The organism is Azospirillum sp. BE72 (assembly GCF_031455875.1).
Lineage (GTDB): Bacteria > Pseudomonadota > Alphaproteobacteria > Azospirillales > Azospirillaceae > Azospirillum.
Genome location: NZ_JAVDTO010000011.1, coordinates 175,533 through 197,590 on the forward strand (window position 1 = coordinate 175,533; position 22,058 = coordinate 197,590).

General features: G+C 67.0%; 20 protein-coding genes. 5 read left to right on the forward strand and 15 right to left on the reverse strand.

Annotation, left to right across the window (positions count from 1 at the left end; genetic code table 11):
* The gene (locus tag J2Y49_RS22850) at positions 1–3,015 is read right to left on the reverse strand and encodes an MASE3 domain-containing protein (RefSeq protein ID WP_310117293.1); all 3,015 of its coding nucleotides are present in this window, start codon (positions 3,013–3,015) and stop codon (positions 1–3) included.
* 217 nt (positions 3,016–3,232) lie between these two features.
* On the opposite strand from J2Y49_RS22850, the gene J2Y49_RS22855 reads away from it, so the two are divergent.
* A complete protein-coding gene (locus J2Y49_RS22855) occupies positions 3,233–3,559 on the forward strand; it encodes an antibiotic biosynthesis monooxygenase (RefSeq protein WP_310117294.1) in 327 nt (108 codons plus the stop codon).
* 41 nt (positions 3,560–3,600) lie between these two features.
* The gene (locus J2Y49_RS22860; RefSeq protein WP_310117296.1) at positions 3,601–4,494 is read left to right on the forward strand and encodes a pirin family protein; all 894 of its coding nucleotides are present in this window, start codon (positions 3,601–3,603) and stop codon (positions 4,492–4,494) included.
* 40 nt (positions 4,495–4,534) lie between these two features.
* Here J2Y49_RS22860 and J2Y49_RS22865 read toward each other — a convergent pair whose 3' ends face one another.
* The 12 genes from J2Y49_RS22865 to J2Y49_RS22920 form a co-directional block, all read right to left on the reverse strand.
* Positions 4,535–5,368, reverse strand: a complete 834-nt coding sequence (locus tag J2Y49_RS22865; RefSeq protein ID WP_310117297.1) for a hypothetical protein — start codon at positions 5,366–5,368, stop codon at positions 4,535–4,537.
* Between the two features lie 129 nt (positions 5,369–5,497).
* A complete protein-coding gene (locus tag J2Y49_RS22870) occupies positions 5,498–5,842 on the reverse strand; it encodes an iron-sulfur cluster assembly accessory protein (protein ID WP_310117298.1) in 345 nt (114 codons plus the stop codon).
* 36 nt (positions 5,843–5,878) lie between these two features.
* Positions 5,879–6,334 carry an iron-sulfur cluster assembly protein gene (locus J2Y49_RS22875; RefSeq protein ID WP_310117299.1) on the reverse strand — a complete coding sequence of 152 codons (456 nt, stop codon included), beginning with the start codon at positions 6,332–6,334 and terminating at the stop codon, positions 5,879–5,881.
* Between the two features lie 16 nt (positions 6,335–6,350).
* A complete protein-coding gene (gene sufU / locus J2Y49_RS22880; protein ID WP_310117300.1) occupies positions 6,351–6,818 on the reverse strand; it encodes a Fe-S cluster assembly sulfur transfer protein SufU in 468 nt (155 codons plus the stop codon).
* The gene (locus tag J2Y49_RS22885) at positions 6,815–8,077 is read right to left on the reverse strand and encodes a cysteine desulfurase (RefSeq protein WP_310117301.1); all 1,263 of its coding nucleotides are present in this window, start codon (positions 8,075–8,077) and stop codon (positions 6,815–6,817) included. The genes sufU and J2Y49_RS22885 overlap by 4 nt, the downstream gene beginning before the upstream one ends.
* Before the next feature lie 2 nt (positions 8,078–8,079).
* Positions 8,080–9,450 carry a Fe-S cluster assembly protein SufD gene (gene sufD / locus J2Y49_RS22890; protein ID WP_310117302.1) on the reverse strand — a complete coding sequence of 457 codons (1,371 nt, stop codon included), beginning with the start codon at positions 9,448–9,450 and terminating at the stop codon, positions 8,080–8,082.
* Complete coding sequence (gene sufC, locus J2Y49_RS22895; RefSeq protein WP_149199054.1) at positions 9,450–10,202, reverse strand: Fe-S cluster assembly ATPase SufC; 753 nt, start codon at positions 10,200–10,202, stop codon at positions 9,450–9,452. The genes sufD and sufC overlap by 1 nt, the downstream gene beginning before the upstream one ends.
* Before the next feature lie 99 nt (positions 10,203–10,301).
* A complete protein-coding gene (gene sufB, locus J2Y49_RS22900; protein WP_310117303.1) occupies positions 10,302–11,786 on the reverse strand; it encodes a Fe-S cluster assembly protein SufB in 1,485 nt (494 codons plus the stop codon).
* 45 nt (positions 11,787–11,831) lie between these two features.
* Positions 11,832–12,302, reverse strand: a complete 471-nt coding sequence (locus tag J2Y49_RS22905) for an SUF system Fe-S cluster assembly regulator (RefSeq protein ID WP_310117304.1) — start codon at positions 12,300–12,302, stop codon at positions 11,832–11,834.
* Between the two features lie 303 nt (positions 12,303–12,605).
* Complete coding sequence (locus tag J2Y49_RS22910) at positions 12,606–13,646, reverse strand: hypothetical protein (RefSeq protein WP_310117305.1); 1,041 nt, start codon at positions 13,644–13,646, stop codon at positions 12,606–12,608.
* A 10-nt stretch (positions 13,647–13,656) separates the two neighbouring features.
* Positions 13,657–14,082: a phage holin family protein gene (locus J2Y49_RS22915; protein ID WP_310117306.1), complete on the reverse strand. Its 426-nt coding sequence runs from the start codon at positions 14,080–14,082 to the stop codon at positions 13,657–13,659.
* A complete protein-coding gene (locus J2Y49_RS22920) occupies positions 14,079–15,152 on the reverse strand; it encodes a hypothetical protein (protein ID WP_310117307.1) in 1,074 nt (357 codons plus the stop codon). Before J2Y49_RS22920 ends, J2Y49_RS22915 begins: the two co-directional genes overlap by 4 nt.
* A gap of 205 nt (positions 15,153–15,357) precedes the next feature.
* Between J2Y49_RS22920 and J2Y49_RS22925 the strand changes: the two genes are divergently transcribed.
* Positions 15,358–16,503, forward strand: coding sequence for a hypothetical protein (locus J2Y49_RS22925; protein ID WP_310117308.1), 1,146 nt, complete (start codon positions 15,358–15,360; stop codon positions 16,501–16,503).
* A 159-nt stretch (positions 16,504–16,662) separates the two neighbouring features.
* A complete protein-coding gene (locus J2Y49_RS22930) occupies positions 16,663–18,822 on the forward strand; it encodes a malate synthase G (protein WP_310117309.1) in 2,160 nt (719 codons plus the stop codon).
* Between the two features lie 131 nt (positions 18,823–18,953).
* On the opposite strand, the gene J2Y49_RS22935 is transcribed toward J2Y49_RS22930, so the two are convergent.
* Together J2Y49_RS22935 and J2Y49_RS22940 are read right to left on the reverse strand one after the other, a co-directional pair.
* Positions 18,954–20,294 carry a class I SAM-dependent methyltransferase gene (locus tag J2Y49_RS22935; RefSeq protein ID WP_310117310.1) on the reverse strand — a complete coding sequence of 447 codons (1,341 nt, stop codon included), beginning with the start codon at positions 20,292–20,294 and terminating at the stop codon, positions 18,954–18,956.
* A 9-nt stretch (positions 20,295–20,303) separates the two neighbouring features.
* A complete protein-coding gene (locus J2Y49_RS22940) occupies positions 20,304–20,780 on the reverse strand; it encodes a ribose ABC transporter permease (protein WP_310117311.1) in 477 nt (158 codons plus the stop codon).
* A gap of 432 nt (positions 20,781–21,212) precedes the next feature.
* Here J2Y49_RS22940 and J2Y49_RS22945 point away from each other — a divergent pair, with 432 nt between their 5' ends.
* Positions 21,213–22,034 (forward strand): ParB/RepB/Spo0J family partition protein, encoded by an 822-nt coding sequence (locus J2Y49_RS22945; RefSeq protein ID WP_310117312.1) that lies wholly within the window; start codon positions 21,213–21,215, stop codon positions 22,032–22,034.
* The last annotated feature ends 24 nt before the right edge of the window (positions 22,035–22,058 follow it).

Sequence of the window (22,058 nt, forward strand, 5' to 3'; positions counted from 1 at the left end):
TTAGGCGAGCGCCGGCTCCTCGGTGGCGGCCTGCTCTGCCGGGACCACGTATTTGCTCATGAAGTCATTGACGGGCATCGGCCGGTCGAAATAGTAGCCCTGGAAGATCGCGCAACCGTGGTCGCGCAGGAAATCCCGCTCCGCCGCGGTTTCCACCCCCTCCGCCACCGCCTTCAATCCAAGCCGGCTGGCGATCGACAGCATGGTTTCCACCAGCACGGCGTTGTGGCTGTTGCGGTCCACATCCTGGACGAAGGAACGGTCGATCTTCAGCTCTCCCACCGGCAGCTGTTTCAGGTAGGACAGCGACGAGAAGCCGGTGCCGAAATCGTCCAGCGAGAAGGATATCCCGACCGCCGCTAGCTCCGACATCTTGGCGACCGTGTCGGCACAGTCGTCGATGGCGATGCCCTCGGTGATCTCCAGCGTCAGCAGGCGCGGGTCGATGCGGCTGGCGCGGACCGCGGCGATGACGCCGGCGCAGAAATTCTGCTGGCGGAACTGGCGGGGGCTGATGTTGATGGACAGGTGGCAGCTGCTGCCCGCATCGGCCAGACGGCGCAGGACATGGCAGGCCTCCATCAGGATCCAGTCGCCCAGCGGCAGGATCAGGCCCGATTCCTCGGCCACCGCGATGAAAGCACCGGGCGCCACGAAGCCGCGCTGCGGATGCTGCCAGCGGATCAGCGCCTCGGCCGCGACCAGGGTGCCGTCGGCGCTGGTCTGCGGCTGCAGGAACAGCGTGAACTCTCCGGCGTCCACCGCCTTGCGCAGATCCTGCTGCAGCGCCAGGCGAGCCTGGGCGTCCACCAGCATTGCTGGATCATAGTCGCGGATGGTGTTCCGTCCGCCGTCCTTGGCGGCATACATGGCGGTATCGGCCTGTTTCAGCAGGTCTTCCACCGTTTCCTCCGCCGTCTTGGGGAAGACGGTCAGGCCGATGCTGGCGAAGATGCTGTGTTCATAGCGGTCCAGGCGGAAGGGCTGGGCGACGGCCAGCCGCAACTTCTCCGCCACCCGCCACGCAATCTCTGAGGCTTCCTCCGGCCTCTCGCCCAGGTCGGGCAGCAGGATGACGAATTCGTCTCCGCTCAGGCGGCTGACCAGATCGTCCCGGCGCAGGGTGGCGTTCAGCCGGGCCGCCAGTTCGCGCAGCAGCGTATCGCCGGCGACATGGCCGCGGGCGTCGTTCAGTCCCTTGAAGTCGTCGAGGTCAAGGAACATCAAGGCGCCGCACCGTCCTTTCTGCCGTGCCGTGCGCAGCTGGCCGTCCAGCTGTTCCAGCAGCAGGCGGCGATTCGGCAGGTTGGTCAGCGGGTCGTAGTAGGCGAGGCTTTCGATCTGCCGTTCCGCCCGCTTCCTCTCGGTGACATCCATCACCACGGTCAGATAGCCGCGCACCGCCCCAGCGCTGTCACGCAGAACGCTGGTGGCGGCGGAAAGGGCGACGCGGGCGCCGTCCTTCCGCAGTCCGGTCCATTCGCCGGAATCGGGCAGGCCGCCGTCACGGGTGCGGGCGACCAGCGCCTCGAAGCCCGCAGGTGCCGTGCGCCCCAGCTCCGCGGCAATCCGTTCGGCATGGGCGCGAAGCTCCTCCCCGTCATAGAGGCGCGGGAGGGACGCCGTGCCGACCATCTCGTCGGCCGGATAGCCGAAGATCCGCTCCGCTTCGCGGTTGAAGACGCGGATGATGCCGTCCAGCGTGGTGGCGATGATGCCGCAGGCGGCGCTTTCCAGAATGCCGGTGTTGAGCGACAGGCTGTCTTTCAGCGCCTCCCGGCTGGCATAGGTTTCGGTCACGTCCTGGAAGACCATGACCACGCCGTGCAGCGTCCCGTCGCGTTCGCGGATCGGCGAGGCCATGTCGGCGATGTGGCTGCGGCCTCCGCCGCGCGCCACCAGCACCGTATGGTTGGCGAGCCCGACCAGTTGGCCGTACTCCAGCACCTGCTGGACCGGCACCGGAACCCGCTCCCCGGTTTCGGCATTCTCGATGTCGAAGACGTCGGTCACCGGACGACCGACCGCCTCGCCGCCGCTCCAACCGGTCAGCCGCTCTGCCACCGGGTTCATCAGGGTCACGCGGCCGGCGGTGTCCGTCGCGATCAGCCCGTCGCCGATCGACATCAGGGTGACGCGCGCCCGCTCCTTCTCCCGCCACAGGTCGCGCTCGGACTGGTGCAGCGCCTCGTAGGGGTGATGGACCGCGGTGACGAACACGGCCCGATACAGGTACCAGTAGCCGATGACCTTGTAGATGTGACCGGCCACGTTGGCGAGGTCGTAGACGCTGAAGTAGAGCGTGAAGCAGAGTTCGCTCATCGCGATGGCGATGGCGGCGATCACCATGCGGTGGACATCCAGCGTGCGCGCCTCGCGGCGACGCCTGTGGAAGACCAGGGCGGCGCCGGCATAGAGCAGGACCAGCCCGTATTCGACCGCGATCTTGAACGGCGTCAGCCCCTCGCCGGCGATGAAGGTGCGCGGCAGCAGGCCGGGATGCCACAGCACGACCCAGAAGGCAGCGGCGCTGATCGCAAGCACCGCACCGATCAACGGGTAGCGCAGCGCCGCGGACCCGGGGCGCCAGGGCAGAGCGGCGGCGAGCAGGAGTGCCGCCGCCGCCATCCCGCGGGCGGCGAGCCAGAAGGCGATGGCCTTCTCCGGCCCCGACGCGGTGACGAAGTCGGGCATGCCCGCATAGGACATCAGATGCCCGAAATCCAAGAGCGCCACCCCGAGAAAGCCGGTGGACAGGGCCAGCAGGGCCGGCGGCATTTCGTCCGTGTGGGAATGCCAGCCGATCGCAAAGACCAGGGCAGCCACGGCGATGGCGAAGATCTCGAAGAAGGTGTGAAGAGGCAGGTAATGGGCAAGATCGACCGGGCCGGTCTGCCACGTTGCTTCGAGGACCAGCAGGAAGGGAACGGCCAGGGTGAGAATGGTCGCAATGGTGCCGGGCGGCTTGCAGCGGATCCTGTCCGCCGCCGTCTGCGCTACGCTTGTTCCGGTCATGCCGTTCCCCCGGGGGCTGCGTGCTCGGCCGATCCGGCCGGCAGCAATCATACCTCTTTTCTCATATTAGAGCTTCTTTGCATTAACGGATCGTAAGCATTTCGGAGGACAGTCGGTGCCAAACCGGGTTGATTGCCGGATGGCGGCCCCAACCTCTATCCTGGTCAAGGTCGATGCCAAGGTCGTGCTTGCCGATAACGCCGGGAAGGAAAGACGCATGTTCATCGCGATGAACCGCTTCAAGGTCCGCCACGGGGCGGAGCAGGATTTCGAAGAGGTCTGGCTGAACCGCGAGGTCCATCTGTACAAGGTTCCGGGATTCGTGGAATTCCACATGCTGCGCGGACCCGACCGGGAGGAGTTCAGGCTTTACTCCTCCCACACCGTCTGGGACTCGGAAGCCGCGTTCCAGGACTGGACGCGGTCGGAGGCCTTCCGCGCCGCACACGGCAAGGCCGGCACCAGCAAACCCCTGTATGTCGGGCCGCCGGAGTTCGAAGGGTTCGAAGTCATCCAGACCGTGCCGCGCAATCCGGACGCCTGAACGCACATCAAGCCGCCACACCATCCGCCGGGAGGAAACCGATGCTGGAACTGGTCATTGAGCAGCGCCGAAAGAGCTTGGGCGGATTCGAGGTGGGGCGGGTGTTGCCCTTCGTACAGCGGCGGATGGTCGGCCCCTTCGTCTTCTTCGACCATATGGGGCCGGTCGATTTCGAGCCGGGCCTGCCGCGCGACGTCGACGTGCGCCCTCACCCGCACATCGGCCTGTCCACCGTCACCTACCTGTTCGAGGGCGAGATCATGCACCGCGACAGCGTGGGCTCCGAACAGGCGATCCGGCCGGGCGAGGTGAACTGGATGACCGCCGGGCGCGGCATCACCCATTCCGAACGTTTCGAGCGCCCCCGGATGGAGGGTGGACGGATGCACGGCATCCAGGCCTGGGTCGCCCTGCCCGAAGCGGATGAGGAGACCGACCCCGCCTTCAGCCATTACGGCACCGGCGACCTGCCGGTCTTCGAACAGGGCGGCGTGCGCGGCCGGCTGGTGGCGGGCGAGGCGTTCGGGGCCAGGGCGGGGGTGAAGACCCATTCACCGCTGTTCTACATCCACTGGGATCTCGCTCCCGGCGCGCGGGTGGAACTGCCGGCGGATGGATGGGAACGGGCAGCCTATGTGGTGGCAGGATCGGTGGAGGTAGAGGGGCAGGTGTTCGAGGCGGGGCGGATGGCCGTGTTCGGATCCGGCCATCCGGCAGTGCTGACCGCTTCCACGCAATCGATTGTCATCGCCGTCGGCGGCGAGCCGCTGGGCCGGCGCTTCATCGACTGGAACTTCGTGTCCTCGTCGAAGGAGCGGATCGAGCAGGCCAAGGCCGACTGGCGCGCCGGGCGGATGAAACTGCCGGACCTCGACAATGGCGAGTTCATCCCGCTGCCGGAAATGCCGAAGCCGCCGCCCAACCCGATGTCGTGAGGGGGCGGCGGGCAGTGCCAAGCCATCACGGCACCAGCTTCTACCGGCTGATCGGTTTGAAACTGAACCAAGCCGGCATGGTGCCCTTTCCCAGCCCTGGAATGTCGTAATCGGCGGCGAAGCGTGCCATCGCGTTGTTTTCGAGTTTGAAGCCGGCAGCAAAGAGCCGTTCGGCAGCCTCCAACTCATCGTCGCTCTGGATCTTGTTGGTCGTTGCGCTGTTCTCGCGATCGTCCTCGCCGAAATCAAGATCGGCGAAGCGATTCGCTTTGCTTGTGAAGACCGCCCCCATCAAAGAGCCCTCTTCTTCGGAGAACCGCAGCTTATCCGATTTTCCAAATCCCTTGAGGCGCTCGGAGATCGAGCGGTGCATGGCGCTGACTTCTTCCTGGCTGACAGAACCGTTTTTCTGGGCTTCACCCAACCGGTCGAGATCCTCAAGCGCCGCCCAATGGTCCGGATTCTCAGCGGCTTTCGCCGCGGCGGCGTTCTGTTCGCGCAGTACCTTCATGCGTTCAGCCATCTGCTGCTCTTCAGCACTATGGCCGCCCTCGGTTGTGAAGCGATTGAACAGCGCATTCTTCGCCAGGGATCGCAGTCCCTTCACCGCGCCATCCGCCGACACGCGGCCTGATTCCACCAGGCTCTCCAACTGCTTCTTGCTGTCGGAGTCGAGATGTTCGAAGGCTTTCGCCGCCATACCGGTCAGAGCCTTGCCAAGCTTGCTCACCGTGACGGTATCGCCGGCCGCTGCTGCCGGCGTGGTCGCCGAAGGGGAGGGCGCGGCCTTGCTGGAAAACAGCTGGGTCGCTGCGGTTGTGCTGGTCTTGCCGGTCAGCGCCGCCCAGGCATTGCTGTAAACGCTCTGCACCATCTCACACCCCCAACCTTGCGTGGCGATGCGATCACAATAGAACAAGCGCGGGTATGAGTCAAAATTGCGCGGGATTTATAACGATGTTTCCTCCACCGCCGCGAGCAGCGGTGGAGGCTCTACCGGACCTCAGACGTGGAAGCTCTCGCCGCAGCCGCAGCGGCCCTTTTCGTTCGGGTTCTTGAAGACGAAGCCGGTCTGGAACTTGTCGTCGACATAGTCCATCTCGCTGCCGATCAGGAACATGACGGCGGCCGGGTCGATCAGGACGGTGACGCCCTTGTCCTCCACCACCTCGTCGAACTTCAGCTTTTCCTTTGCATACTGAACGTCGTAGCTGAGGCCGGAGCAGCCGCGCGCCTTAACGCCGATGCGCAGGCCGACGACCTCGTCGGTGGCCTTGGACATCAGCGACTTGACGCGCTCCGCGGCGGCGTCGGTGATCGTGAGCGCCTTGGGCAGGGAACGGGCCATGGTGACGGTCTCCTAATAAGGCTCAGACAGTACGGCTCAGAACATATCCAGTTGCAGGCGGGCTTCCTCGGACATCATGCCCTGGTGCCAGGGGGGCTCCCACACCAGTTCAATCTTGACCTCGTTGACGTCCTCGACGCCCAGCACGGCCTGACGGACCTGCTCGGGCAGTTCGCCGGCCACCGGACACATGGGGCTGGTCAGCGTCATATCAATCTCGACATTGCGCTGGCCATCCATGTCCACACGGTAGATCAGGCCCAGTTCCCAGATATCGACCGGGATCTCGGGGTCGTAGCAGGTCTTGATGGCCGCCACGACGCGATCCATGATCTCCTCCCGCGGGTCGAAGCCCTCGGGCGGCTTGGGCATCGGGGCGAACTCCTTGGAGTCGGAGGCCTCGCTCGCCGCGTCGGCCTGCGCCTTCAACTGCGCCTCGGCTTCCGCCGGATTGGGGGCCATCGGGCGCTGCGTCAGGGTTTCATCGGGCATTTCGATCCCCCTTCCCTCAATACTGGTCGCTGGAGGCCGCAGCCTCGCCGTGCAGTGCCGCGTTCATGGCGTGCCAAGCCAGCGTCGCGCACTTCACCCGCACCGGGAACTGGCGCACGCCGGACATCACCATCAGCTTTTCCATGGTCTCATCGTCGACACCCTCGGGGATGTCGGGCTCGTCCTGGGTGCACAGCTCGTGGAAGGCGTGGAATAGCTTCTCCGCCTCCGCCGCCGTCTTGCCACGCACCAATTCCGTCATCATCGACGCGCTGGCGGTGGAGATGGCGCAGCCGCGGCCCTGGAAGGCCACGTCGTCGACCACCCCGTCCTTCAGGGTCAGATAGACCATGAAGCGGTCGCCGCACATCGGGTTCTCGCCCTTCGCCTCGCGGTTGGCGTCGTCGGGATGGCGGAAGTTGCGGGGATGCTTGCCGTGGTCCAGGATCACTTCCTGATACAGCTCGCGCAGATCGTCCATCATGCTCCGAAGAACTCCTTGACCGCCTGGAGGGACTGGACGAGGGCGTCGGCCTCCTCCCGCGTGTTGTACAGGCCGAAAGAGGCGCGGACGGTCGGTCCGACGTCGAAGCGCTCGGCCAGCGGCTCGGCGCAATGGCGGCCGACGCGCACGGCGACGCCATACTGGTCGACGATGGTGCCGACGTCGTGCGGGTGTACGCCCTCCAGCGCGAAGGAGATGATCGGCCCCTTGCCCGGCGCGGTGCCGATGATGCGCAGGCCGTCGATCTGCGACAGCTGCTGCGTCGCGTATTGCAGCAGGTCATGTTCATGCGCGGCGATGGCGTCGCGGCCGAGAGCCTCGACATAGTCGATGGCGGCGCCCAGACCGATCACCTCGGTGATCGGCGGCGTGCCGGCCTCGAAGCGCGACGGCGGCGCCTTGAAGGTGGTGCCTTCAAAGCTGACGCTCTCGATCATGTCGCCGCCGCCCTGGTAGGGGGGCATCTTCTTCAAGAGGTCGTACTTGCCGTACAGCACGCCAAGACCGGTCGGGCCATAGAGCTTGTGCGCGGTGAAGACGTAGAAGTCGGCGGCGATGTCCTGCACGTCGACCGTGCCATGCACCACCGCCTGGCTGCCGTCGAACAGAACCGGGACGCCGCGCTCATGCGCCAGCTTCGCGATGGTCTTGGCCGGGGTGACGGTGCCCAGCACGTTGGAGCAATGGGTGATCGCCACCAGCTTCGTGCGGTCGGACAGCAGGTTCCGGTAAGCGTCCATGTCGAGGACGCCGTCTTCGTCGCAGGGCACGACCTTGATGACGATCTTCTTCTCGGCCTGGAGCAGCTGCCACGGAACGATGTTCGCGTGATGCTCCATGATCGACAGGATGACCTCGTCGCCTTCGTTCAGGAAGGTCCGGCCATAGCTGGCAGCCACGAGGTTGATCGCCTCGGTCGAGCTGCGGGTGAAGACGATGCAGCGGTCGCTCGGCGCGTTCAGGAAGCGCGCGACCTTCGTCCGCACCGCCTCGAACTGGTCGGTCGCGGTCTGCGACAGGAAATGAACGCCGCGATGGATGTTGGAATAGTCCTCCTCCAGGAAGCGGGTCATGGCCTGGATGACCTGACGCGGCTTCTGGGCGGACGCTCCGCTGTCCAGATAGACCAGCGGCTTGCCGGGCTTTCCCTTCCTGGCGTGGACGCTGCGGGCGAGGATCGGGAAATCCTCCCGCACCCGCTGCACGTCGTAGGCTTGGTTCAGGATGGCATCGGACATGGTTACTTCTGCTCCTCCAGCCAGCCGGCGATGATCCCCTGGAAGGCGTCGCGGATCGACTCTTCGGCGATTTCCTCAAGGGATTCCGACAGGAATGCGCCGATCAGCAGGCCCTGGGCGGTGTCGCGGTCGATGCCGCGGGCGCGCAGGTAGAACAGCGCGTCGTCGTCCAGCTCGCCCGCGGTGCAACCGTGGCTGCACTTCACGTCGTCGGCGTGGATTTCCAGTTCCGGCTTGCTGTCGATCTCGGCGCCGTCGGACAGCAGCAGGGCGCGGTTCAGCTGATAGCCGTCGGTCTTCTGCGCATCCGGGCAGACGGTGATCTTGCCCTGGAACACCGCGCGCGCCGTGTCGTCGATGACGCCCTTGTAGACCTCGCGGCTCGTGCCGTTGGGCTTGGCGTGGACGATCACCGTGGTGGTGTCGGCATGCTGGCTGCCGCGGACCAGATAGCCGCCGCTGACATGCGTCCGCGCCTCGGTCCCGTCCAGGCGGCTGACCACCTCGTTGCGCGACAGCTTTGCACCCGTGGTCAGGATGAAGTTGTCGTAGCAGCCGCCGGTCGCCACCGTCGCCGCGATGTGCGACAGGTGGATGGCTCCGCCGCCTTCGCGCTGCGACTTGTAATGGTGCAGGGTGGCGCCTTCGCCGACGAACACCTCGGTGACGTGGTTCGACAGCGTGGTGCCGGCGCCGCGGCCGACATGGTGCTCGACCACCACCGCCTTCGCCCCGGCCTCCGCGATCAGCAGGCTGCGCGGATGGCAGGTGGTCGCTTGCGATTCCGACCCGACGGAGACGAAGACCAGCTCGATGGGGCGTTCGACCTGGACGTTGGCCGGCACGTGCAGAACCGCACCATCGGCGAGATAGGCGCTGTTCAGCGCCACCAGCGGACGGTCGTCCGCCGCGGCGAGGCGGCCGAGGTGGTCGGCCAGCAGGCCGGAATGGGTGGTCAGCGCGGCGTCGAGGCTCAGCAGATCGACACGCGGCGGCAGCCCGTCGACCGACGACAGATCGGCGCGGAAGCGGCCGTCGACGAAGACCAGACGCGGGCCGTCCTGCCCCTCGGCGCGGACGGTCGGCAGCAGGTCGATGGCCGCGGCGGCGGGGGCTGCCGGCTGGAAGCTGACCTTGGCGAGGTCGCGCAGGTTGGTGTAGCGCCAGCTCTCGTTCTTGATCGTCGGCAGGCCGACGGCGGCGAAGCGCTCACGCCCGGCGGCACGCAGCTCGTTCAGCCAGGGCAACCCGCTGCCGGGCAGGCCGGAGCCCATCTGGTCGAGCGGCGCCAGGAAGGCCGGCGCCGTCGCCGGATCGGCACCCCGCGTCGAATAGGTCATGGGGTGAAGGGGGGAGTGATGTTGCGCCGTCATCACGCCGCCTCGCTCGCGCCGAAGTCGCGGTAGCCGTTCTTTTCCAGTTCCAGCGCCAGTTCCTTGCCGCCCGACTTCACGATGCGGCCGGCGGCCAGCACATGGACATAGTCGGGAATGATGTAGTCGAGCAGGCGCTGGTAGTGGGTGATGACCAGCATCGAACGGTCCGGCGACCGCAGGGCATTGACGCCCTCCGCCACGATCTTCAGTGCGTCGATGTCCAGCCCGCTGTCCGTCTCGTCGAGGATGGCGAATTTCGGCTCCAGCACCGCCATCTGCAGCGTCTCGTTGCGCTTCTTCTCACCGCCGGAGAAGCCGACATTGACCGCGCGCTTCAGCATCTCGTCCGACATGCCCAGCGCCTTGGTCTTGGCGCGGATCAGCTTCAGGAACTGCATGGCGTCCAGTTCCTTCTCGCCGCGATGCTTGCGGATGGCGTTGATCGCGGTCTTCAGGAAGGTGGTGTTGCCGACGCCGGGGATTTCGACCGGATACTGGAAGGCCAGGAAGACGCCCTCGGCCGCCCGCTCTTCCGGCTCCATCGCCAGCAGGTCCTTGCCGTAATAGGTGACCGACCCCTCCGTGACCTCATAGCCGTCGCGGCCGGCCAGCACGTAGGACATGGTGCTCTTTCCGGCGCCGTTCGGCCCCATGATGGCATGGACCTCGCCCGGGCGGATGGTCAGGTCGACGCCCTTGAGGATTTCCTTGCCGTCCACGGTGGCGTGCAGGTTCTTGATTTCGATCATCGTCTTGGCCTCGTTGTCTTCTTCAGGCTTCCGGCACGCCGTCCGGTGGCTTCACTCCGTCCTCCGCCGCTTCCCAGGGGAAGAGGGGAGGGCACTCCCTTATCCCACGCTGCCTTCCAGGCTGATGCCCACCAGCTTCTGCGCCTCCACGGCGAATTCCATCGGGAGTTCCTTCAGGACCTCCTTGCAGAAGCCGTTGACGATCAGGGACACGGCGTCCTCCTCCGAGATGCCGCGCTGGCGGCAGTAGAACAGCTGGTCCTCGCTGATCTTGGCCGTCGTCGCCTCATGCTCGATGCGGGCGGAACGGTTGCGGCTCTCGATGTAGGGGACCGTGTGGGCGCCGCACTTGTCGCCGATCAGCAGGCTGTCGCACTGGGTATGGTTGCGCGCGCCCTCCGCCCTGGGCAGGATCTTCACCAGCCCGCGGTAGGTCTGCTGCGCCTTGCCGGCGGAGATGCCCTTCGACACGATGGTCGAGCGGGTGTTCTTGCCGATGTGGATCATCTTGGTGCCGGTGTCGGCCTGCTGGAAGTTGTTGGTGATGGCGACCGAATAGAACTCGCCCACCGAATTGTCGCCCTGCAGGATGCAGCTCGGATACTTCCAGGTGATCGCGGAGCCGGTTTCCACCTGCGTCCAGGAGATCTTGGAGTTCCGGCCGCGGCAAGCGCCACGCTTGGTCACGAAGTTGTAGATGCCGCCGACGCCCTCGGCGTTGCCGGGATACCAGTTCTGGACCGTCGAGTACTTGATGGTCGCGTCATCCATCGCCACCAGTTCCACCACCGCGGCGTGCAGCTGGTTCTCGTCGCGCTGGGGCGCCGTGCAGCCTTCCAGATAGCTGACGTAAGATCCCTCGTCGGCGATGATCAGCGTGCGCTCGAACTGGCCGGTATTGGCTTGGTTGATGCGGAAATAGGTCGACAGCTCCATCGGGCAGCGCACGCCCTTGGGGATGTAGACGAAGCTGCCGTCGGTGAAGACCGCGCAGTTCAGCGTCGCATAGTAGTTGTCGGTGTAGGGCACCACCGAGCCGAGATACTTCTTCACGAGATCCGGGTGCTTCTGCACCGCCTCGGATATCGCGCAGAAGATGATGCCCATCTCCTCCAGCTTCGCCTTGAAGGTGGTGGCGACCGACACGCTGTCGAACACCGCGTCCACGGCGATAGCCGGGCTCTTGCCCTCCGACCCCTCGACGCCGGCCAGGATCTCCTGCTCACGCAGCGGGATGCCGAGCTTCTCGTAGGTCTTCAGCAGTTCGGGATCGACCTCGTCCAGCGACTTCGGCCCGGCCTTCTGCTTCGGCGCGGCATAGTAATGCGCGTCCTGATAGTCGATGGGCGGGAAGCTGACGGCGGCCCATTGCGGCTCCTCCATCGTCTGCCAGACGCGGAACGCCTTCAGGCGCCATTCCAGCAGCCACTCCGGCTCCTCCTTCTTGGCGGAGATGAAGCGAACGATGTCCTCGTTGAGGCCCTTCGGCGCGACGTCGGATTCGATGTCGGTCGTGAAGCCGTACTTGTACTTCTGCTCGGTGACGGCGCGGACCTGCTCGACGGTTTCCGGTTGGGCGGCCATGGCTTTGCCTCGTCCTTCTCAAGAATGCTGTTCGGTGCGCGCCGTTCAGTGCGCAGGGCGGGCCGGCTGGGCGGCAGTGGAAGTCGTTGCGGCTGCCGGGGCCGGGAAGGTAATGGGGGCCATCATGTCGGCCAGCGTCACCTCCTCCAGCGCGCCGCGAATGGCGCGGTTCACCTTTTCCCAACCGCCGCGCATGGGGCAAAGTTGCTCCACCCCGCATTGGCTGTCGGCACCGTCGACGCAGGCGGTCAGCGCGATGGGACCGTCGAGCGCCGTGATGATTTCCGCGATGGAGATTGCATCGGCCGGGCGGCTCAGCGCATAACCGCCGGCAGCACCGCGTTGCGAGGTGGTGAGGCCCGCCGGGGTCATCGCCTTCATCAGCTTGGCGACGGTGGGAGCGGGAACGCCGGTGCGGTCGGCCAGATGGGCGACGGTATGGACCGTGCCGACCTGGCGCGCCATCTCGCTCAACACGACGATGGCGTAGTCGGTCAGCTTGCTCAGCCGGATCATGCCCGCACCCCGTTTCACCCCGGTTTCGAATACAGGACCAATTTAGTCCTGATTGATCCGGGGGGCAAGGGGCGTTTGTCGATTAAAGTGCAGGGTTTCCGCGGCTTTGGCGCCTGTGCATGGCTGACGCGCCGGGAATACCCATCAAGCTTGCTTGGTTATAGCGTCGCTCCATCCATCACGCTACCGCCAAGGCGGCGCTGAAGGGCGACGGTGCGACTGTTTGCCGCGCCTGGAGGCGAAAACGGAAAACCCCGCGCCGGATGGGCGCGGGGTCGGTCCGATTCAGCCGGGAAGCGGGGATCAGCCCGGCTTCTTGACTTCCTCGCGTGCGGCGTTGGTGGCTTCCGAAACGACTTCGCGGACATCCTCCTTGGCCGACTCGACAACGGTCTGGGCCGCGGCCTGGGCGGCGCGGGTGCCGCGGTCGAGCGCGTCCTTCGCGATCGCCTTGGCGCGCTCGGTCGCTTCGTCCGCATACTCGCCGACCCACTGCTTTTCATAGCGGGTGCCCGGCAGGGCGGCGCCGATGGCCGCACCCAGTGCGACACCCATGACCCCCGCGACGATCGGGTGATCCTCCACGAGGTCCCAGAAGCCGGTCGTCATGTCGTGGGCACGGTGGCGCAGATGGTCGGTCGACGGCGCCATGGAGGACAGACGCGACATGCCGCGGCTGGCGTAGCCCTGGGACTGCCGCTGGCCATGGATGTCGCCCCGGCCCGACACATGATCGTCGTCCGAACCGCCCATCATCCCGCTGACGGCGCCCGAGGCGCTGTCGTAGGCCGAACCGACCGCGCCCGACGCGCTGTCGTAGGCGGAACTGGCGGCGCTGCGCACGCTGTCGGAGGCGCTGCTCAGCGACTCGCGGGCATAGTCGACGGCGTCGCCCATGCGGTGGCGGGCGGAACGAACCGTGCTGGACCGGGCGATGCGGCGGTCGTAGCCGGTGCTGGACAGGGCGAGCCAGCCCAGCCCGATGCCGACCAGGGCGAGAGGGATCGGGTTGCTGGTGACGCTGCTCAGCATCGAGCCGTCCGAAGAGGAGCGTGAGCGCGACCCTTTGTAGTGGACGGTCTGGCCGCTCTCATAACGGTCCGACTGATGTTGTTGGGCGCGCTGGGACGGGGTTTCCGGCGTCGCCGGGGTGTAGGTGTGCTTCATGGTGTTCTCCATCAGGGATTGGGGCGACCACCGCGCCAGACTGTCGCGCAGACGTGAGGTGCGGTCGCGCAGCGCCTCGACGGTGCCGTCGATGCGCGCGCGGCTGGCGCGGATGTCGCCCTCCAGGGCGTCGAGGTCCTGTTGCCCGGCTTCGGGATTGCGTTTGTCGTCCGCCATCGGCCGGCCCCTAGCGGGCAAGCTGGGACTTGGCCCAACGCTTGTCCTCTTCCAGCGTGTTCATGGTGCGGCGGGGGCGGAGGTTGGCGGGGCTCAGCCGGTTCTTGCCGACATAGGCCAGGATGCCGCCCACCGCCAGAACCACCACGCCGACGATCAGCGCGGACAGCCACGGGGCCAGGACGTTGGACAGGCCGAGAACCGCAGCGGCAAGCAGGACCAGGACGCCGGCGAAGGCGACCAGTCCGCCGACGGCGATGAAAGCCACGCCGCCGGCGGCCTTGGTGGCCTTGTCGGTCAGTTCAGCCTTCGCCAACGCGATCTCGGATCGGGCAAGGTTGGCGGATTCGCGGGCGAGATCGGCGAACAGGCCGGCGAGCGGCCGGTCCTGCCGCGGATCCCGCGGCTCGTCATAGCGGTTCTCGGCTGCGCTCATGGACGCTGTCCCTGCGGCTTGGAGGTGGGGAAGGTACCGGCGGCCCCGCCCTGGGTTCCGCTGGTGCCGGTGGTGTTGGCGGTGCCGCCGACGCCGGTGGTGCCGGCATTCACGGAACTGCCGGGGCTGCCGGTCGTCCCCGTCACGCCGGCCGGCGTGCTGACCGTGCTGGTGCCGAGCGCCGTATCGGCCGACGGCGACGCGGCGCGGCCGGTGACGGAGGCCGGAGCGGTCGACAGCGGCATGCCGATGCGGCCGGCGGCAGCCGGCTTCGGCTCACCCAGGCGTTCCGCCCCGCGCTCCGACTCCATGCGGCCGGCGAGGTTGCCGGTGTTGACGGTGGAGGAGCCGGTGGTGGGGGTGTCCGCGCTATGGGACGGGGTGCCGCGGCTGACGGACTCGGCGATGCCGCCGGCCATGCCGCGGCTCGGCGTGCGGTCGGAATCGCGGTTCATGTCGCGGCCGCGGTCGCGGCCGACATCATACGCGGTGCCGCGGGTGCTGCGCACGGACTGCGACGGGTGGGCATTGCCGCGCAGCGAGGTGGAGGCGCGGTGCATCCGGCGCTCGCCGGAGCTCTTGATGAAGCGCGCGGCCAGGAAGCCGACGGCGAAGGCGGCGCCGATGAACACCTCCGGCTGGCGGCGGGCGAAGCCCTCGACCTCGCCGACGATGTCGTCGACCGTGGCATCGCGCAGCATGTCGGCGACGCGCTCCACGCGGTCGGCCGCCTGCACGGCGTAATCGGCGACCACGCCGCCATTCTCCTGATTCAGCTGCTCGGCGGCCTTGTGCAGGGCGTTGGCGACGCCGCCCAACTGGTCGGCGGCGCGGCCGGTCTGCTGTTCCAGCAACGACCGGATGCGGCCCTGGGCCTGGCCCAGCGTCTCGCGGCCGGTCTCCATGGCGTCGTCGGCGGCGCGGTTGACGGTCTTCTTGATGTCATCGACGCTGCCGCGCCCGCCCGACGGGGTATTGGCGGTGGTGGAGCTGCTGCCGGCGGTCGACTGTCCAGTGGTGGAGCCGGTCGGGGTCGTTCCGCCGGTGCCGGTCATGTCGCGGTTCGGCATCGTGTCTTTCCTCCTCGGGATTCCGGTATTCCGCGGCTCCGCGCCTGCGGTTTCGAACCGCCCGTTGCGGAATCGGGTGTCGGGAAGTGAAACACCAGCCAAGCCTTGGGGTTCCACGCGGGGCCTGCGCGAAATGGACAGTTGCGGCGATTGTGCTAAACTTTGCCGCGAACAACTCGGTTCGGCCGGGCCGGAGGGTGGCGGCATGAGCGTCTTCAGCGTGGTGGCGGACGGCCAGTCCGGCCTTTTTCGGCTGCAGCAGGCGAAGAAGCCCTGGGAGAAGGAGCTCGAGGCGAAGGACGCCCAGGGCCAGCTCGCCCAGAAGGCGGAGCGCGCGCAGGCCCTGACCCAGCCCTCGGCCAAATGGCAGAGCGACAACTCCGCCGCAAGGGCCGCCTTGGAGGAGGCGCGTCGGGTCGGCGGGCCCAAGGAGGCCGCAGCTGCCCGGCTGGAGCAGGTCGAACGCAAAATTGAGCAATTGAAGCTGGCGATGCGCTTCGCCCAGGGCGATGCGCAGAAGCTGGCGGCCTTGGCGCGCGAAGCCGCGTTGCTGGCGCGCGAGGCCGGACGCGCTGCCAAGGAGTATGGCGCCGGCATCAGGGCGGCGGCGGAAATGGGTCTGCCCGGCGACAGTGCCGCCGCGGCCGGCGGAACGGTGCTGTCCAGCGAAACCACCATCACCCGCAGCACGACCAGCCTGACCCTGCAGCAGACCGAGCTGACGCTGACCATCGGAGTTTCCACGGGGGAGGGAGTTCCGGCCCAAAGCGCCGCCCAAAGCGCTGCCGAGACAACTGCCGACCTGATGGCAGCCGATGCCGCGGCCGACGCCGAGTCCGGGCTTGCGGTTCCGCAGGACGGCGCACTGCCCGACGACATTGCCCGGCTGGTCGAGGATGTTCTGTCCGGGCTGGGTGCCGGCGGGCTTACCGGAGCCGGTGGAGGGGCCGGCGGAGCATCCGGCACCCACGGCCCGATGATCCAGCAGATGATGACCGACAACGCCATGAAGATGTCGCGCTATCGCGAGGCCGATGCTTTCGGCCAGCGGGTGGAGGGGGTGCTCGCCACCTCCAAGCGCATCATCGGCGAAGCCAAGGCCGCCAACATGCTGGACGAGTCGGAAAAGCGGAGGCGCGAGCGACGGGAAGGCTTCAAGGCCGACGACAAAATGGTCGAAGCCGCCCAGAAGGAGGTCAACGCCCTGCGTGCCGCCGCATTCGGGTCAAGCGAGTCCCTTGGCGTGGCCGGGCTGCTGGGCGGCGATGCGGACGCGGCGGAGATCCCGGGCCTGCCATCGGCGGTCGCCTCCGCTGTCCAGCCGGCTGCGGCACTCGATATGCTGGCCTGACCGAGCCCGGCGGACACCAGCCGCCTGCTACCATTTCTCCATACGCTGCGGTGCGACATTGTGTTGACCGGCTCGCGCGGAAGACGCGATAACCGATGAACCAAGACTCCCGGAGAGGAGTCTGCGAACCGAGCGCAAGAGAATGGGACACGCAACGAGATGAGCAACTGGATCCGCCGTGGCGGCCTCGAAATCGCCCAACCGCTGTACGACTTCATCAATGACGAGGCGCTGCCGGGGACCGGTGTTGACGCCGACCGTCTCTGGACCGGCCTCGACCAGCTCCTGCACGAGCTGGCGCCGCGCAACAAGGCGCTGCTGGACAAGCGCGACAGCCTGCAGGCGCAGATCGACGCGTGGCATGTCGCCCGCCGCGGCAAGGTCTTCGATCAGGCCGAGTACGAGTCCTTCCTGCGCGAGATCGGCTATCTGGTGCCGGAGGGCGGCGACTTCGCCGTCGGCACCGGCAACGTCGATCCGGAGATCGCCTATCTCGCCGGCCCGCAGCTGGTGGTGCCGATCACCAACGCCCGCTATGCCCTGAATGCCGCCAATGCGCGCTGGGGCAGCCTGTACGATGCGCTGTACGGAACCGACGCCATCCCCGGCACCCCGGCGGCCGGCGGCTATGATGCCGCCCGCGGCGCGCAGGTGATCGCCTGGGCCCGCAAGTTCCTGGACGACGCCGTTCCGCTGGCCGAGGGCAGCCATGCCGACGCCACCGGCTATGCGGTCGAGGGCGAGGCGCTGGCGGTCACGCTGAAGAGCGGCGGCAAGACCGGCCTGAAGGACAAGGCCGCCTTCGTCGGCTGGCAGGGCGAGGCTTCGGCCCCGTCGGCCGTGCTGCTGGTGCAGAACGGCACCCACATCGAGATCCGCATCGACCGCAGCAGCGTGATTGGCAAGGACGATGCCGCCGGCGTCGCCGACGTGGTTCTGGAAGCCGCCCTGTCGACCATCCAGGACTGCGAGGATTCCGTCGCCGCCGTGGATGCGGAGGACAAGGTCGTCGCCTACCGCAACTGGCTGGGCCTGATGAAGGGCACGCTGGAGGCCAGCTTCCCCAAGGGCGACAAGACCGTCGTCCGCAAGCTGAACCCGGACCGCACCTACACCACGCCGACCGGCAGCGTCACCCTGCACGGCCGCAGCCTGCTGCTGGTCCGCAATGTCGGCCACCTGATGACCATCGACATGGTCAAGCTGTCCGACGGCAGCGAGGCGCCGGAAGGCATCCTGGACGGCGTCTTCACCTCGCTGATCGCGCTGCATGATCTGAAGGCCGATGGGGGCTTGCGCAACAGCCGCGCTGGCTCGGTCTACATCGTGAAGCCGAAGATGCACGGCCCGGAAGAGGTCGCCTTCACCGACGAGCTGTTCGGCCGCGTCGAGGATCTGCTGGGCATGGCCCGCAACACCCTCAAGGTCGGCATCATGGACGAGGAGCGCCGCACGACCGTCAACCTCAAGGAGTGCATCCGCGCTGCCAAGGACCGCGTGGTGTTCATCAACACCGGCTTCCTCGACCGCACCGGCGACGAGATCCACACCTCGATGGAGGCCGGCCCGGTCGTCCGCAAGGCGGCGATGAAGGCCACCAAGTGGATCTCGGCCTATGAGGACAACAATGTGGACGTCGGTCTGCGCGCCGGGCTGAAGGGCCGCGCGCAGATCGGCAAGGGCATGTGGGCGATGCCGGACCTGATGGCCGACATGCTGGTCGCCAAGATCGGCCACCCGAAGGCCGGCGCCAACACCGCCTGGGTGCCGTCGCCGACCGCCGCCACCCTGCATGCCACCCACTATCACGCAGTGAACGTGGCCGAGGTGCAGGACCAGCTGGCCAAGCGTCAGGCCGCAGCCCTGTCCGACATCCTGACCATTCCGCTCGCCGACCGCCCCAACTGGTCGGAGGACGAGATCCGGCAGGAGCTGGAGAACAACGCCCAGGGTATCCTCGGCTATGTGGTGCGCTGGATCGACCAGGGCGTCGGCTGCTCCAAGGTGCCGGACATCCATGATGTCGGGCTGATGGAAGATCGCGCCACGCTGCGCATCTCCAGCCAGCACATCGCCAACTGGCTGCACCACGGCATCTGCACCGAGGCCCAGGTGATGGAGGTCATGAAGCGCATGGCCGCCGTCGTCGACAAGCAGAATGCCGGCGACCCGCTGTACAGGCCGATGGCCGGCAATTTCGACGGCAGCATCGCCTTCCAGGCGGCCTGCGACCTGGTGTTCAAGGGCCGCGTCCAGCCGAACGGCTACACGGAGCCGGTCCTGCATGCGCGCCGCCGTCAGGTGAAGGCGGCGGGGTGAGGGTGCTGACTTGATGCGACGTTAGACCCCCACCCCAACCCTCCCCCGCTGAGCGGGGGAGGGGGCAGGTGCTGTTGCGGGAGAGCGGCGGCAGTGCCTCCCCCGCCCAGCGGGGGAGGTTAGGTGGGGGTCTAGCTTCGCTCCCCACCAACTCCCAACACCCGCACCGCCACCTGCTTGGTGTAGGGACTGGCTGCGAAATATTCGTACCCCACCCCATTCTCCGCGGCGAATTCCTGGAACGCGCGGTACTCGTCGTCGCGCCAGCTGCGGTTGCCGATATACTCGTCAAACACGATGACGGTCTCCCGCTGGACGCGATCCGCCAGCGCGGTCAGCACCGTGCGGGCGGACGCGTAGATGTCGCTGTCCACATTCACGAACCGCACCGGTCCCGCATGAGCCGCCAGGAACGGCGGCAGGCTGTCCTCGAACCATCCCACATGCAGGCGGGCGTTGTCGCGCACCGGGGGCAACTGGCTGCCGGTGGTCAGCACGCCGCGGGGGGAGTTGACCCAGCCCTCCGGCAGCCCCTCGAACGAATCGAAGCCGTGAACTTCCTGCCCCGCCGCATCGGCGATGTGGTCGAGCGAGGTGCCGCGCCGCACGCCGAACTCCAGCACCAGACCGGGCACAAAGGCGCAGGACAGCGCATGGCGCAGCAGCCGGCCGCTGTTGCCGAACAGGCGGAAGTCGGACGAGAGCTTGGGCAGCAGCGCCCTGGCCCCGTCCGGCAACGGCCGGCGCTTCGGGTTGTCGCCGATTTCCGCGGCCTCGACCCCATCTGCCTCGGCATCGCGGCCCAGCAGCCGCAGGGTGGCGGCGAGATAGCCCCAGTATTTCCCATTGGCCCCGCCGCAGCGCGTCGCATGGCGCAGGCGGCGCAACGCCTCGTCGGTGCCGTGACCGTGCAGCGCCTGGGCATGGCTGCCGAACCACGCGGCGGCATGTTCGGGATCTTCGGCCAGCAGCGCGTCGAAATGGGCCAGCGATTCGACGTCGCGGCCGAGATAGGCGGCGGCCATCGCCGCCTCATACCGGATGTCGGGAGAGGTATCGCCAGCGACCAGCGCCTTGCGCGCCAGGACCAGCGCGTCGTCATAACGGGCATCGCGGCGCAGGGCGCCGGCCAACGCCGCGGTCAGGGGAGGGCGGCCGGGCGAAACTCGAACCGCGCGCTCGAACCAGCGGACGGCGGGGAAGGGGGCGTTGTCGGCCTGATGGGCTTGCGCCAGGGCGGCAAGGCGGTCGGCGTCGTCCGGACGGTCTGCCAGCACCCGGCGCAGGCAGGCGATGGCCGCCGGGGCGTCGCGATGCCCGAGATGGGCCAGCCCCAGCAGATGCAGCCGCTCCAGACCGTTGGGAACGGCGTCGCTACGCAGCAGGCGCAGGGCAGGGCGGTAACGGCGCGCGTCGATCAGGGCGCGCGCCTCGTCCAACGGGTTGGATACTAGAACAGGTTCAGCGGTCAAAATGACTCGTCAGGGCAGGCGGCGGAAGGTCCACACCGACGCCGGCGGCAGGTTCCGGGCGATCCAGGCGTGGCGCCGCGGCTTCAGCCGCAGCCGCCGGATCAACTCCGGATTCACCGGGGCGAAGGGGCCGTAGGTGAATTGCACGAAAACCCCGTCGGGCGCCAGCACGGAAAAGGCGCCGCGCACGATCCGCGCCTGGACCGACAGCGGCATGGCGATCAGCGGCAGGCCCGACACCACCGCGTCGCAGGTCTCCCAACCATGGGCCTGGACGATCCGATGCACCCGCGTCGCATCGCCGCGCACCACCGTCGCATCCGGATGCAGCACCGACAGATGGTCGGCGAAGGCAGGGTCCAACTCGACCATCAGCAGATTGCCGGGAGTGACGCCATGGCCGAGCAGGGCGGAGGTGACCGGACCGGTTCCGGGGCCCAGTTCAACCACGCGGCGGTCGGGACCGCATTGGGCGGCCTTCGCCATGGCGCGGCACAGTTCGGGACCGCTTGGAGTTACCGATGCGACCTTAAGGGGTGAGCGAATCCAGCGCTCGACAAAAAGCTTGCGTTCAGCAAGTGACATCGACCGACCTCCCAACAGACGCCGGATCAATTCCTCGGCTCTGCTTCAACCCTTTCTACTGAGTTACGTTTCGTTGCGCCAGCCGAATGGATTTTGAACGATCGTTTAACAAAACGGTGACGGCGCGATGAAGCTTTATGGACGTCGAGTATTTCAGCGGGCCTAGCCAGTGGGAGTACTCCATGCTGCGGCAGACCGGGCGACAGCCGTTCCATTCGCGAATCGCCGCTGCAATGTTCTCCTTTTCTTCCACTCCACCGTTGACATGGCTGGTATCGCCGGGGCACCGTTGCGGAACCGGAAGGACTGGGAATCAGGGGACCAGAACACGACATGCCGACGCTCGCGCCCGATCATTCGGACCTGTTCGACGATGCGGGCAAACCGCCCCGGCTGCTGGAACTCGACGTTTCACGGATCCTTCGCAACCCGCATCTGCCGCGCCGCCATTTCGATCCGGAAGAGATGCAGGGGCTGGCCGACTCGATCGCGCATTACGGGCTGAAGCAGCCGATCCTGGTGCAGGAGGTCGTGGGTGGCCACCGGCTGGTCGCCGGCGAACGCCGGCTGCGCGCGCATGAGATGCTGGGGTTGGCGACCATCTATGCGCTGGTCACCTCCGGCAATCCGGACGAACTGTCGCTGGTGGAGAATGTTCAGCGCGTCGACCTCGATGCGCTGGAACTGGCGGAGGCGCTGGCCCGGCTGATCGAGCGCTTCGGCTACACGCAGGAGCAGTTGGGCCGCATCATCGGCAAGAGCCAGAGCAACATCAGCCACACCCTGCGGCTGAACAGCCTGCCGGAGACGATCAAGCAGGAATATGCCGCCGCCCACCACGACGTTTCCCGCTCCACCCTGATCGAGATCGCCTGGATCAAGGATCTGGAAGAGCAGATGGCGCTGTGGGAGCAGGTGAAGGCCGGTGACGGTACCGTCCAGGCCGCCCGCAGCCGCAAGGATGCCGCCAAGGAGCCGTCGCTGCGCACCATGTCGGCGGTCGGCCGTTTCCTCGACGCGCTGCGCCGCGCCACCGCCAAGCTGGGCGATCCGCGCGAGCACCGCGCCTATGTCGACGACATGCAGCGCCGCGAACTGATCAGCCTGCGCCGGCGCATCGACCTGCTGCTGGGCGATGAGCCGATGGTGGATTGAGGGGCGGTTGGGTCAGTTAGACCT

Excerpts from the sequence above, each read along its gene's own strand:
- J2Y49_RS22865 (WP_310117297.1), bottom strand. The coding sequence starts at position 5,368 with ATGGTGCAGAGCGTTTACAGCAATGCCTGGGCGGCGCTGACCGGCAAG.
- J2Y49_RS22940 (WP_310117311.1), bottom strand. The coding sequence starts at position 20,780 with ATGGCGAAGGCCGCCCAATGCGGTCCCGACCGCCGCGTGGTTGAACTG.
- J2Y49_RS22885 (WP_310117301.1), bottom strand. The coding sequence starts at position 8,077 with ATGTCCGATGCCATCCTGAACCAAGCCTACGACGTGCAGCGGGTGCGG.
- J2Y49_RS22915 (WP_310117306.1), bottom strand. The coding sequence starts at position 14,082 with ATGAGCGCAGCCGAGAACCGCTATGACGAGCCGCGGGATCCGCGGCAG.
- J2Y49_RS22910 (WP_310117305.1), bottom strand. The coding sequence starts at position 13,646 with ATGGCGGACGACAAACGCAATCCCGAAGCCGGGCAACAGGACCTCGAC.
- J2Y49_RS22850 (WP_310117293.1), bottom strand. The coding sequence starts at position 3,015 with ATGACCGGAACAAGCGTAGCGCAGACGGCGGCGGACAGGATCCGCTGC.
- sufC (WP_149199054.1), bottom strand. The coding sequence starts at position 10,202 with ATGATCGAAATCAAGAACCTGCACGCCACCGTGGACGGCAAGGAAATC.
- J2Y49_RS22930 (WP_310117309.1), top strand. The coding sequence starts at position 16,663 with ATGAGCAACTGGATCCGCCGTGGCGGCCTCGAAATCGCCCAACCGCTG.
- sufU (WP_310117300.1), bottom strand. The coding sequence starts at position 6,818 with ATGATGGACGATCTGCGCGAGCTGTATCAGGAAGTGATCCTGGACCAC.
- J2Y49_RS22920 (WP_310117307.1), bottom strand. The coding sequence starts at position 15,152 with ATGCCGAACCGCGACATGACCGGCACCGGCGGAACGACCCCGACCGGC.
- J2Y49_RS22860 (WP_310117296.1), top strand. The coding sequence starts at position 3,601 with ATGCTGGAACTGGTCATTGAGCAGCGCCGAAAGAGCTTGGGCGGATTC.
- sufB (WP_310117303.1), bottom strand. The coding sequence starts at position 11,786 with ATGGCCGCCCAACCGGAAACCGTCGAGCAGGTCCGCGCCGTCACCGAG.
- J2Y49_RS22945 (WP_310117312.1), top strand. The coding sequence starts at position 21,213 with ATGCCGACGCTCGCGCCCGATCATTCGGACCTGTTCGACGATGCGGGC.
- J2Y49_RS22855 (WP_310117294.1), top strand. The coding sequence starts at position 3,233 with ATGTTCATCGCGATGAACCGCTTCAAGGTCCGCCACGGGGCGGAGCAG.
- J2Y49_RS22875 (WP_310117299.1), bottom strand. The coding sequence starts at position 6,334 with ATGCCCGATGAAACCCTGACGCAGCGCCCGATGGCCCCCAATCCGGCG.
- sufD (WP_310117302.1), bottom strand. The coding sequence starts at position 9,450 with ATGACGGCGCAACATCACTCCCCCCTTCACCCCATGACCTATTCGACG.
- J2Y49_RS22870 (WP_310117298.1), bottom strand. The coding sequence starts at position 5,842 with ATGGCCCGTTCCCTGCCCAAGGCGCTCACGATCACCGACGCCGCCGCG.
- J2Y49_RS22905 (WP_310117304.1), bottom strand. The coding sequence starts at position 12,302 with ATGATCCGGCTGAGCAAGCTGACCGACTACGCCATCGTCGTGTTGAGC.
- J2Y49_RS22925 (WP_310117308.1), top strand. The coding sequence starts at position 15,358 with ATGAGCGTCTTCAGCGTGGTGGCGGACGGCCAGTCCGGCCTTTTTCGG.